General features: G+C 61.3%; 8 protein-coding genes and 2 pseudogenes. 2 read left to right on the plus strand and 8 right to left on the minus strand.

Going from position 1 to position 12,332, the window contains the following annotated elements; all coding sequences use genetic code 11:
- Nucleotides 1-229 precede the first annotated feature (229 nt).
- Nucleotides 230-1,591 (minus strand): putative bifunctional diguanylate cyclase/phosphodiesterase, encoded by a 1,362-nt coding sequence (locus tag IOD17_RS11905; RefSeq protein ID WP_233685290.1) that lies wholly within the window; start codon nt 1,589-1,591, stop codon nt 230-232.
- Between the two features lie 135 nt (nt 1,592-1,726).
- Nucleotides 1,727-2,812: a GGDEF domain-containing protein gene (locus IOD17_RS11910; protein WP_233685291.1), complete on the minus strand. Its 1,086-nt coding sequence runs from the start codon at nt 2,810-2,812 to the stop codon at nt 1,727-1,729.
- A gap of 295 nt (nt 2,813-3,107) precedes the next feature.
- Here IOD17_RS11910 and tyrS point away from each other — a divergent pair.
- Nucleotides 3,108-4,349 (plus strand): annotated as a pseudogene (gene tyrS / locus IOD17_RS11915) (tyrosine--tRNA ligase).
- A gap of 221 nt (nt 4,350-4,570) precedes the next feature.
- On the opposite strand, the gene speB reads toward tyrS, so the two are convergent.
- A complete protein-coding gene (gene speB, locus IOD17_RS11920; RefSeq protein WP_233685292.1) occupies nt 4,571-5,542 on the minus strand; it encodes an agmatinase in 972 nt (323 codons plus the stop codon).
- Nucleotides 5,543-5,552: 10 nt separating this feature from the next.
- Entirely contained in the window at nt 5,553-6,632 is a 1,080-nt protein-coding gene (locus IOD17_RS11925; protein WP_233685792.1) for a polyamine ABC transporter substrate-binding protein, read from the minus strand.
- 112 nt (nt 6,633-6,744) lie between these two features.
- Between IOD17_RS11925 and IOD17_RS11930 the strand changes: the two genes are divergently transcribed.
- The gene (locus IOD17_RS11930; protein ID WP_233685293.1) at nt 6,745-7,659 is read left to right on the plus strand and encodes a LysR family transcriptional regulator; all 915 of its coding nucleotides are present in this window, start codon (nt 6,745-6,747) and stop codon (nt 7,657-7,659) included.
- Here IOD17_RS11930 and IOD17_RS11935 read toward each other — a convergent pair.
- The 4 genes and pseudogenes from IOD17_RS11935 to IOD17_RS19390 all read right to left on the minus strand — a co-directional run bounded on the left by IOD17_RS11935 (nt 7,656) and on the right by IOD17_RS19390 (nt 12,141).
- A complete protein-coding gene (locus IOD17_RS11935; RefSeq protein ID WP_233685294.1) occupies nt 7,656-7,853 on the minus strand; it encodes a hypothetical protein in 198 nt (65 codons plus the stop codon). The genes IOD17_RS11930 and IOD17_RS11935 overlap by 4 nt on opposite strands.
- A gap of 177 nt (nt 7,854-8,030) precedes the next feature.
- The gene (locus tag IOD17_RS11940) at nt 8,031-9,971 is read right to left on the minus strand and encodes a M48 family metallopeptidase (RefSeq protein ID WP_233685295.1); all 1,941 of its coding nucleotides are present in this window, start codon (nt 9,969-9,971) and stop codon (nt 8,031-8,033) included.
- Nucleotides 9,972-9,983: 12 nt separating this feature from the next.
- Nucleotides 9,984-10,580 carry a LemA family protein gene (locus IOD17_RS11945; protein ID WP_233685296.1) on the minus strand — a complete coding sequence of 199 codons (597 nt, stop codon included), beginning with the start codon at nt 10,578-10,580 and terminating at the stop codon, nt 9,984-9,986.
- 74 nt (nt 10,581-10,654) lie between these two features.
- A pseudogene (locus IOD17_RS19390) lies at nt 10,655-12,141 on the minus strand (flagellin).
- Between the last annotated feature and the right edge of the window lie 191 nt (nt 12,142-12,332).

Raw genomic sequence — 12,332 nt, forward strand, 5'->3', positions numbered from 1 at the left:
GGCATGACCGGCCATACCCAGAACCAAGGGGAAACACCTAACCCCTTGAATTTAGGATAACGCGCTAAATCGGCTTTTTTCGGGAGACGCTGGGAAACGACCAGAAACGTGCTTTTTACTGTCTCATAATCCTTTGGTCCACGGTTCGAGTCCGTGTGGGCCCACCAATTCCAAAGCCGCGCACTGCGCGGCTTTTACGTTTCTGTCTACGGGGTTTCTTGCCTGCTGCTCAGCCGTTTCGCCGTTCTACAAACTCGGTAAATGCCTGCAGCGGCAACGGCTTGCTGAATAGGTAGCCCTGGAACTGCATGCAACCGTTGCTGAGCAGGAACTGTTGCTGGGCTTCGGTTTCTACGCCTTCGGCGATCACGGTCATGCCCATGCTTTGCCCGAGGGCGATCACGGTGCGCACGATGGTTTCGCTGCTGCTGTCGGTGAGGACATCGCAGATAAACGAGCGGTCGATCTTCAGGGTGTTGAGCGGCAGGCGCTTGAGGTGGCTGAGGGAAGAGAAGCCGGTGCCGAAGTCGTCCAGGGAAAAGCGCACGCCGCGCTCGACCAGCGCCGTCATCTTGCGCAGCAGATCGTCGATGTCCTGCACGATCAGGGTTTCGGTGAGTTCCAGGTCGAGTCGGCGGGCGTCGATGGCGTGTTCGTCGATCAAGCGCAACATGTCTGCAACGAAGCTGGCCTGACGAAACTGTTTCTGGCTGATATTTACCGCCAGGCCGATGCTGGCGTAACGCGGATCGTCGCGCCAGATACGCAGCTGGCGAACGGCCTGTTCCAGCACCCATTGGCCGATGGGGATTATCATCCCGGTCTTTTCCGCATGGCCGATAAACTCAACCGGGGCCACCAGGCCGCGCTGCGGGTGTTGCCAGCGAATCAGTACTTCGGCACCAATCACCTTGCCGGCACGGTTGAGCTGAGGTTGGTAGTGCAGCACGAACTGCTGCTCACGCAGCGCCACTTCCAAGTCACGATCAAGCATGGAGCGTTCGGCAGTGTCGCTTTGCAGGATGTGCAGCAGGGCGAACAGCATCAGCATGGCTGCTACGCTCTGCACCCAGGAGCCACTCATCCGCACCTCATCCGGCAGGTGGTAGGCGCTGGTCGGGCTCCAGGATGAAGATGCAAGCACGATGAAAAGGCCAAGGCATAACACTGCAACGCCGTAGCGCAGCCACAGCCGCTCATCACGAAAGGCCATCAGCGCAGCAACGGCAATCGGCAGCAGGTAGAGGTGCGTGGCCCGCGGGGCCGCTGCGGTGTGCGGGTCCATCAACAAGGTGGTGGCGACGATCACTAGGATGATCACCCCGAACAGCAGCAGATTGGCCAGGCGCACGCGGTTGCGCAGGGTCAGGATAAATACGCCGATGCCACAGAAGATCATCAGCAGGTCCATCATCACGATGCCCCACTCGCCGCGCAGGCTGAAGAAGACGCCCCAGAAGCTGCCGACCAGCAGCAATACCAAGCTGGCAAGCATACGCATGCGCCGCTCACGACGCTGACCGACCAGAGCCAGATCGGGCGCATGCCAGAGTTTGATGACCTGTTTGAGAAAGGCGGAAAGGACGGTCATGAAAAGTCCCTGAGTGACCATAAGCGTCGCCAAGGAGGTCGTCCGATGGCATGCCAACGCAGCGGTTTATCGATAAGCCAAGTTGAGTGTAGACGCCGTAGCAGAGGCGCTACGGACGATTCGCATGCTGCCGCGTTACTCGTCGCCGCGTTCAGCCGCAGCGCTATGCGGGCCCACCAGGCAATTGCGGCCCTGTTCCTTGCCGCGATACAGGCGCTGATCGGCGCAGCGATACAGCTGCTCGGCCGTGCGGCCATCGACGGGCCACTCGGCCAGGCCGAAGGTGGCCGATAGCGCGATGTCCTGATCACCGTAACGCATCGGCTGGCTGCACAGCCGCGCGCGCAGACCTTCCACCAGCGACTCGGCGCCCGGGCCATCGGTATTGCGCAGCAGCAAGCCGAATTCTTCCCCGCCAAGACGGCCGAGGGTATCCGTGGCGCGCAGGCGCTGGCCAAGGCTATTGCAGATATGGCGCAGTGCCTGGTCGCCAGCATCGTGACCGTACTGGTCATTGACCGCCTTGAAATAGTCGACATCCAGCACCACCAGCACCAGCTTGGATTGGCTGCGCTGCGCCTCGCGGATGCTCTGTTCCAGGCTTTGCTGAAAGCTGCCACGGTTGGCCACGCCGGTCAGTGCATCGGTGCGCGCCATATGCTGCAACTTCTGGTAGGCCGTGGCGCGGCGCGCTTCGTAGAGGTAAACGAAGACCAGAATCATCAGCCCGCAGAACACCGCGTTGCCGAGGTCGATCAGGCTTTCAGCATCGCGCCGGATCGGGTAGGTGTACAAATACAGCAGGCAGGCGCCAAGGATGAAAGGCAGCGACAGCAGGCTGCCGCGCTTGAGGCCGAGCAGCAGGTAGGACAGCACGGGGATGCTGTAAACCCAAACAAAGGCGGTTTTCGAGGCATTGGGAATAACGATGATGTACAGCAGAAAGCTGAAGGTCGGCACAAGGTAGAGGTAGATCCAGGGCAGCAGATTGCGCACCCGGACAATCCGCCATGCGCCCCACAGTAACGTTGCGGTGGCGATCAGTTCGAAACTGGCGAACAGATAATTCCCGGCCATAAATTGCAGCACGCAGAACACCCCGAGGGTCAACCCGGTGCTGGCAAAGATCATGCGGATCAGCGAACGCTGGCCGACGTCCTGCATATCGTCGACGGCAGCGGTGCTGTCATTGCCCGGTTTGCTTCGCGGTCGAAAAAACATGGTCCGGCGCTGTATGGATGGCGGATTGATGGCTCACTGTGCCTCAACTACCTGGGCCTTGACCAGACAGGCAGCGCACGAGCCACCGACCACAGGCGGTTGACTTGCTCGCCACAGCCCGTAAAGTGCCAGCCCATGCACAGACACATCTGCCCAATTTCCGCGTTTTATTACGCCCTGCCCCCTCTCACCAGGCGGTAGATGCGTTGTTGCATGTCCGATCCGCCTGAGGCGGCCCGGATAGCACACCCTCACTCCAGTCTCCTCAGGCCTTTGCCTAAACCAGGAGACACGTATGCCCCGTAACACCCCTGATCTGCTCGACCAGCTTGATACCCGTGGCTTTATCCACCAGAGCACCGACCTTGATGGCCTGCGCCATGCGCTTAACCAGGGCCCGATCACCTTCTACCTCGGTTTCGATGCCACAGCGGACAGCCTGCATGTCGGCCATTTGCAGGCGCTGATGCTGATGCGTCACCTGCAACGCGCCGGGCACAAACCGATCCTGCTGATCGGCGGCGCCACCACACGCATCGGCGACCCGAGCTTTCGCGACAGCAGCCGCCCAGTGCTGACGGAAGCGCAGATCCAGCACAACATCGCCGGGATTACCGGCTGCTTTGCCCGCTACATCCAACTGGGCGACGGCCCCAGCGACGGCCTGGTGGTGGATAACGCCGACTGGCTGGATGGCATCGGCTACCTGCAGTTTCTCGATCAGGTCGGCCGGCACTTCTCCATCAACCGCCTGCTGACCTTCGACGCCGTGCGCAACCGCCTGGAGCGCGAGCACTCGCTGAGTTTTCAGGAGTTCGGCTACACCCTGCTGCAGGCCCATGACTTCACCGAGCTGGCGCGTCGGCACAACTGCACCCTGCAACTGGGCGGCGCCGACCAGTGGGCGAATATCATCAATGGCGTGGAGCTGGGCCGGCGCCAGGGCTGCCAGCCGCTGTTCGGCCTGACCATGCCGCTGCTGACCACCCGTGACGGGCGCAAGATGGGCAAATCCGCCAGCGGCGCGGTGTAGCTGAATGGCGACAAGCTCGCGCCGTACGACTTCTGGCAGTTCTGGCGCAATTGCGACGATGCCGACGTAGGGCGCTTTCTCGCCCTGTTCAGCGAACTGCCGCTGGATGAGGTGGCGCGCTTAAGTGCCCTCGAAGGCGCCGAACTGAACCAGGCGAAAATCATCCTGGCCACCGCCGCCACCGCCCTAGCCCATGGTGAACAGGCTGCACGCGACGCCGAAGCCACCGCCCTGGCGTTGTTCACGGCGCAGGATAGCGATGCCGAACTGCCGCAACTCAGCGTTAGCGCGGAAGACCTGGCCGGCGGCCTCAGCCTCACCGATCTGCTGCTGCGGCATGACTTGCAGCCCTCACGCAGCGCAGTGCGCCGCCTGGCGAGCGGCGGCGGCCTGCTGCTGGATGGCGAACGGCAGAGCAACCCGGACCAGCCGCTGCAGGCCTGGCAGCTGGGCCGCCGGCTCAGTTTGGGCAAGAAGCGTCATTACCTGCTGCAGGCGCAGTAACGCGCCGGTCATGGGTTTATCGTGGGCATGGCCCACTCCTACAAAATAGCCACGTTCGTGGGAGGGGCTGTAGCCGCGACAGAAGCAGCTAAAAGCTCGCCGCTAAAGCGCCTCCCACACATCACACAGTAGGCTTAGTCGTAGGGTGGCCCCCGCTTTATCGGTCCACCATAGGCAGTCGTGCGGACAGCCCATGGTGGAAATAAACCGCGATTTCCACCCTACAGTTTTTCGCCCAACTTATGCCGCGCGGCATACAAACACACCAATTCCATCGCCACCGTGGCGCCGGCCAGGGCGGTGACTTCGGCGTGGTCATAGGGTGGCGAGACTTCCACCACGTCCATGCCGACCAGATTGATCCCACGCAGCGCACGCAGGATCTCCAGGGCCTGGTGAGTACTCAGGCCGCCGCATACCGGGGTGCCGGTGCCGGGGGCGAAGGCTGGGTCGAGGCAGTCGATATCAAAGGTCAGGTACACCGGGTTGTCGCCGACCCGCGCGCGGATTTGCGCGGCGATCTGCTCCGGGGTGCTGCGATGCACCTGGCGTGCATCCAGCACCTGAAAGCCCATCACGTCATCATTGGTAGTGCGCAGGCCAATCTGCACCGAGCGCGATGGATCGACCAGGCCCTCGCGGGCGGCGTGGTAGAACATGGTGCCGTGGCTGACGCCCTGCTCGCTGTCGTCGAGATCTGGCCAGGTGTCGCTGTGCGCGTCGAAATGCACCAATGACAGCGCGCCGTGTTTACGCGCATGAGCCTTGAGCAACGGGTAGCTGATGAAGTGATCGCCGCCCAGGGTGAGCATGGCGCAACCGGCCTGGACGATATGCTCGGCGTGCGCCTCGATGGCCGCTGGAATCCTGTGCGGCAGGGCGTGATCGAAATTGCAGTCGCCGTAGTCGATCACCGCCAGGTGGTCGAAGGGGTCGAACTCCCAGGGGTAGTGCCGCTCCCAGGCGCTGGTGATCGACGCCGCGCGAATCGCGCGCGGGCCGAAGCGGGTGCCGGGGCGGTTGGTGGTGGCGGTGTCAAAGGGCACGCCGCTGACCACCAGGTCCACGCCCTGCAAATCGCGGCTGTAGCGCCGACGCATAAAGCTGGTGACGCCGGCATAGGTCGGTTCGGAAAAGGTGCCGTAGAGGCTGTCGCGGGTAAAGGCCAGGTCGTTGCCGTTAAATGCTTCCATTGCCTTGTCCTCAATACTGACTGCGGAATGTGGTCCAGATACGCGTGCGCTCACGCTGTTGGCGCAGCGGCATCAGCTGCTCGGCAAACAGCCGTGCGCGCACCGCTTCATCGGGGTAGATATCGGCATCGCCGCTGATCGCCGGGTCGACCAGCGCCGTGGCGGCCTGGTTGGCGTTGGCGAAAAACACGCTGTTGGTCAGCTCGGCGATGGCCTCGGGGCGCAGCATGTAATCGATAAAGGCGTGAGCGGCTTTGGGGTGCGGTGCGTCAGCCGGGATGGCCATGGTGTCGAACCACAGCAGCGTGCCTTCGCGCGGGATGCGGTACTGCACCTCGAACGGCTGCTTGGCCTCCGCGGCGTTGGCTGCGGCCATATAGGCGTCGCCGTTGTAGGTCAGCGCCAGGCAGATTTCGCCCTTGGCCAGGTCATTGATATGCCGACCGGCACCGACGTAACGCAGATTGGGTTGCAGCTGGGCCAACAACTGCGCCACGGCATCGAGGTCGGCGCGATCACTGCTGTAAGGGTCTTTGCCCAGGTAGTTGAGGACGATACTGATCACTTCCTGCGGCGAGTCGATCACCGCGATGCCGCAATCCTTGAGCTTGCTGGCGTACTCGGGTTTGAACAGCAGATCCAGGCTGTTCAGTGGTACGCCAGGCAGACGCTGTTCGAGCGCCTGAAGGTTGAAACCCACACCGACCGTGCCCCAGGTGTAAGGCAGGCCGTACTGATTACCGGGGTCGGCACTGGCAAGTTTGCTCAGCAGCGCCGGGTCGAGGTTCTCCAGATGCGGCAGTTGCGTGCGATCCAGCGGCTGCACGGCTTTGGCTTGAATCGCCCGGGCCAGTCCACTGGAGGCCGGGAAGACCACGTCATAACCGCTGCCGCCGGTAAGCAGTTTGCTGTCCAGGGCTTCGGCGCTGTCGAAGATGTCGTATTTGACCTTGATCCCGGTTTCATCCTTGAAGCGCTGCAACGCCTGCTCCGGCAGATAGGCGGACCAGCTGTAGAGGTTCAGGGCTTTCTCTTCTGCCTGGGCGGCGAAGGCGCAACACAGCAGTAGCGGAACAAGGGCCTGACGCATAAACATGACCTCGGTGCGGAATGAACTGAGCACATCCTGCCTGCCGGTTTGCTTAGCTTAAATATGAAGTGTTCTACTCTGGCATCGACATTTATCAATGTTAGGCACTGTCATGCTCAGCCAGTTACGCGACCTCGACCTGCAGTTGCTGCGTCTATTTGTCACCGTGGTGGAGTGCGGCGGTTTCAGCGCCGCTCAGGGCGAACTGGGGATTGGCCAGTCGACCATCAGCACGCAGATGGCCAAGCTGGAAACCCGCCTGGGTTTTCGCCTGTGCGAGCGTGGCAAGGCTGGCTTTCGCCTGACGCCCAAGGGCGAGCAGGTGCTGAGCGCCACACGCCGGCTTTTCAGTGCCATCGACACCTTCAAGGACGAGGCCCAGGGCATGGCCGACAAGCTGCTCGGCGAGCTGCGCATCGGCCTGTCCGAAGGGCTGGCTGCGCAGGTGCTGGAACAGGTGGCCGAGGCCATCCAGCGCTTTCGCGCACGCAACCAGGCGGTGCAGATCGAGTTACTCACCGCCATGCCCGCCGAACTGGAACGCCGCCTGCTGCAAGACCAGCTGCACCTGGCCATCGGCTACTTCTCCGGCAACCAGAGTGCACTGGACTATCACCCGCTGTTTCGCGAGCGCCAGGTGCTGTACTGCGCCGCAGGGCATCCGCTGTTCAGCCGCCGGCCAATCAGCCGGGCCGACCTGCAGCAGGCAGACAGCGTGCGCCACCCTTACCGCTTTGTGCAGGCACGCGAGCCGCTGCAGAGCAGCACCAGCTCAGCGCAGACCGAACAGGTCGACGGCGCCCTGGCCTTTATCCTCTCCGGCAGGCATATCGGCTACCTGCCAGTGCACATCGCCGCGCCCTGGCAGGCCACGGGGCGTCTGCGCGCGCTCGAAGCCGACAGCCTGGGCTTCGACGTGCAGTTCCACCTGGCCAGCCATCGCGGCCAGCACCCCGGCGATGCGCAGCGGGCGTTTGTCGAGGACCTGCTGCAGGCGTTCAGCGCCAGCCCGTCGACCAGCACTTAACGCCGCAGCACAGGCTCAGGCGCCTGCTGTAACTGCGTACTCAGGCGGTCAATCGCGGCAATCGTCTGGCTAATGTCGTGATGGATACTCGGCACGCCCAGGCACAGCCAGGGCGCGGCATCAACGGATAGCGCCTCGGCCTCCAGTTGCAGCTGGGGGTCGAAGAGATCGTGGGTCAGGGGAAGCAGGTGCATGACAGACTCCTTGCCGGACAACCCGGCGTGACGTTTAAGGTCAGGAGGCAGTAAACAAGTGGCCAATCGGCCAAGGGGCAGGTCTTGTTGCTATGGCACATAGCATCGGCGCATGAGGTGACAGGTTGATGACCGCGCTGAGCCTGGGGGCCAGGCTCAGCTGCGAAAGCATCGGCGTCAACCTGCCAGCTTACCGTTGGTCGAATGCAGCAACGGCGGCAACGGACAATCCAGCAGGTCGGCCACCGCGCGCAGCAACTCGGCTTCGGCAACCTCGATACGTCCGTCATGCTCGATGCAACGTGCCATGGCCTTGAGCAGCCGTGGCTTCTGCAAGGGCTGTAACTGGTTGAGCCGTTTGAGCGCAGCCTCCAGGGCTTTCAGATCACACTGCGCTACCGGCAACAGGTTTAGCACGGTGTAGGGCAACTCACCCGCCGCATGCGCCAGGGCGGCCTGCGCCTGCTCTGGCAGGATGCTGCCAGCCCTCGCCAGAAACGACAGCAGCACCTGCGCTTCGTCCGCCAGTTCCAGCAAGTGAAAATGACCACTGAGCCGGCGGCTGGGCGCCAGGTTGCGCTCGACGATGCGCAACAACGTCCACTCCAGCAGCTCAACCTTGCCATCGGCACGGATCAGCCGCGCCATCAGCGCACACAGCGTGGCTGCCTGCTCGGTGCCCAGCTGCTTGAGCGCCGGCATGGCCAGATCCAGCAAGGCCAGCCGCTGGTTGCCAGGCAACTGCCGCAGCGGTTGCTCCAGCGTCTGCACATGGTCCATCAGCTCGGCGCTGAGCACTGGTTTGAGCATCTGCAGTTGCTGCTCACGCAAGGGCGCCGCTGGAGCCAGCAACAGTCCATACAGCAAGGCCTGCGCACCACTACCATGGTGCGCCGCCTGACGTAGCGCCGGGTGCAATTCATCCAGCACCTTGTGCGCTTGCTGCAAGTGCGCCGCACGCGGCTCGCCAATGCTGGCGATGGCCGCCGTCGCCGAGTCGGCGCTGAAGCCGGCCAGGGCCTGATCCCAGCCCTGGGCCACGCTACGTTGATCTGCCGTGGCATCGGCGGGCAGCACACTGAGGATCGAGACAGCCGGGTAGCGCCCATCCCACTCTGGCGTAATACGCCGAATCCGCTCATCCAGCGGCGGATGGGTCGCCAGCATGCCCTCCAGCGCGCGGCTGATACCGGCGGCGAAATACATATGGCTGAACTCGGCCGCATGTCCGGCGCGCAATTGCGAACCGTACTGGTTGCCACCGATCTTCTGCAGCGCTCCGGCAATGCTCTGCGGATTGCGGGTGAACTGCACCGCCGAAGCATCGGCGAGAAACTCGCGTTGCCGGCTCACGGCGGCCTTGATCAGACTGCCGAAGAACGTCCCGGCATAGCCCAACAACCACAAGGTAGCGCCGACCGCGATGATCGCCGCCGCCGAGTTGTTGCGGCTGGAGCGCGAACTGCCACGGGAGCTGCTGCGCAGCAGAAAGCCACCGATCAGCCCCAACAGCAGAATGCCGTGCAGCACTGCCACCAGGCGGGTGTTGAGGCGCATATCGCCGTGGAAGATATGGCTGAACTCGTGGGCAATCACCCCCTGCAACTCTTCACGCGAGAGCAGGCTGATCGCCCCACGGGTAATTCCGATCACCGCATCCTGCGGTGTCAGGCCAGCGGCAAAGGCATTGATCCCGGCGTCATCCAGCACATACACCGGCGGCACCGGGGTACCCGAGGCCAGGGCCATCTCTTCCACCACATTGAGCAAGCGCTGTTCTTCCAGACTCTGCGGCGCGAGATTGATCAGCCGACCACCCAGCCGTTCGGCCACTGCCTGACCGCCACGGCTCAGTTGCAGGCTCTTGTAGACACTGCCCAGTAGCACCACGCCGATTACGCCCAGGGCCACCATGCCCACCAGCCGCCAGCTGGGCAATAGCCCACTCGGAGCCTCACTGGCCAGCCAGAGCGAGCTATGGCTTTGCCCAAACAATTGCCAGACCACGCCCAACGCCAGGCTGGTCAGGGTGATCAGGCTGAGCACCGCCAATACCATCAGAATCAGCAGACGCCCACTGTTACGCCGAGCGCGATCCTGTTGCTCGAAGAAATTCATCCCTGGGAATCCTTAGAACGACACCTTCGGCGCTTCCTGAATCGCCGCGCTGTCGGCGAACTCCAGCAGGCTGGCGTCCTGGGCGTGGCCAAAGCTGGCAGCCAGCAACACCGGCGGGAACGCCTGCTTGTAGGTGTTGTAGGCCATGACTGCATCGTTGAAGGCCTGGCGGGCGAAGGCCACCTTGTTCTCGGTACTGCTCAACTCTTCACTGAGCTGCTGCATATTCGCCGACGCCTTGAGGTCCGGGTAAGCCTCAAGCGTGACATTCAGTCGACCCAGAGCACTGTTGAGCAACCCTTCCGCGCCGCCCAGCTGCGCCATGCTCTGCGCATTACCCGGCTGCGCGGATGCCGCCTTGAGCCCGGTCACGGCGTTGTTGCGCGCGGCAATCACCGCTTCCAGAGTATCGCGCTCATGCGCCATATAACCCTTGGCGGTTTCCACCAGATTGGGGATCAGGTCATAGCGGCGCTTGAGCTGCACTTCGATCTGCGCAAAGGCGTTTTGAAAGCGGTTACGCAGGGTCACCAGCTGGTTGTAGATGCCAATCACGTAAAAAATCAGTGCGGCAACAACCGCCAGGAAAATCAGCGTGGAAATGGACATGGGGAAATCCTTATCAGCATGCAGGAGAGAAACAGATGGTAGCGGAAAATCCTATTGCGAGAGCTACCCAGCTGCTACAGGCCCTGCAACAGCGTCAGAATGGCCTGTGGCCGCTGATTGGCCTGTGCCAGCATCGACGTTGCAGCCTGCTGTAGGATCTGTCGGCGGACCAATTCCGACACTTCTGCGGCGTAGTCAGTATCTCTAATTCGACTTCGTGCTGCACTGAGGTTTTCAGCGCTATTGGCCAGGTTGACGATGGTGTACTCGAGGCGATTTTGTACTGCGCCAAGATCTGCTCGGGCACTGTCAATCAAACTCAGCGCGCCATCAATCACGCCGATTGCAAGTTGCGCGTCGATATCCGTGAGCAGGTTGATATCGCTCAGTGTTTCAAGACTGCTGAAGTTTCGCACCGTACTGCCATCAACAGTGAGGCCATTCACTTCGGTACTAAACGAATTGCTGCTGCTCAAACGCACCACACCAATTGCCCTGACAGACGAGTCGTCATTGAGCGTTGCTACCGCACTCGTCAATTCGCTCTCCCCGCTATAGTCGAACGCTTGGATCACTGCGCTACCATTTTCCTCCGAGAGAAAGCTCTCAAGCACAATGTCGTCGCCCGCTTCGCTGACCAACCACAACTTGCCCTCCTCAATTCGCGCGCTGATACCGGTAGTATTTTTTTCAGCATTGATCGCCCATGCCAGCTCCCCCAAATCGCCATATTCCACCTTGCCCCGAATGTTCACAGCATCCGTATTGGCTCCGTAGAGTTCAAAGTTGTAAGTGTCGTCTTCGCTGAAGCTCAACTGCACAAGCGTGCGGGCGTCCGCAGTGACGCCGGAGACTTCGGAGCGTTTATTGATACTTTCGGCAATCGATTTGGCCGTTCCCTGAACGGTAAAACTGACCGTGGAGCGCCCGTAAATAGTCAGTTCACCACTTACCTCGTTGTCCGCAACATCGCCATTCTGCTCCAGCAACCCACCCAACTGATCAAGACCCAACGACCCAATCGAACCATTGACCAGGTCGCGAGTATTGGTGCCTAAACGATTTACTCCATAGTTACCAAGGTTGACGGCAATGGTTTCAAACGCCTCGGCACCGACCTGTAACGACCTGGAACCATAACTGCCATCAAGCAGCTTGCGCCCGGCAAAACTGGTGGTTTCAGCAATACGCCCCAGCTCTTGCTGCAACTGCGAAACTTCCTGCTGTAGTGCGCTGCGCTCATTGATCGAGTTGGAACCATTGCTGGCCTGCAGCGCCAGATCGCGCAGGCGCTGCAGAATAGATGTGGATTGCTGCAGCGCACCTTCGGCTGTCTGAGCCAATGAAATGCCATCGTTGGCGTTACGGATGGCAACCTGCATACCACTGATCTGACTGCTCAGCCGGTTAGATATCTGCAATCCGGCCGCATCATCCTTGGCGCTGTTGATGCGATACCCGTAGATAGGCGCTGCATCGACGTTTCCAACGCGCGCGTAGTCTCATTCAGGCTGCGCTGAATGCTAAGCGATGAAACGTTGGTATTAAGCGTCAGCGCCATTCAGCGGCCCTTTGACGAATGCAACTCCCTTTTACCGCTCCCACCCTGGATTAACGGCTATCTCAATACAACGGCAGCAGACGCACTTTCTTGAGCGCGACCCCATTTAAAACTTCATACCTCGTACTGATTCCGCCCTGTAGATCAGATCAATAGCGACAAAAAACACCTGACAAATATACCGACCGGTC

Origin of the sequence: Pseudomonas anguilliseptica (assembly GCF_021375795.1) — a bacterium.
In the GTDB taxonomy this organism is placed as follows: domain Bacteria; phylum Pseudomonadota; class Gammaproteobacteria; order Pseudomonadales; family Pseudomonadaceae; genus Aquipseudomonas; species Aquipseudomonas anguilliseptica_A.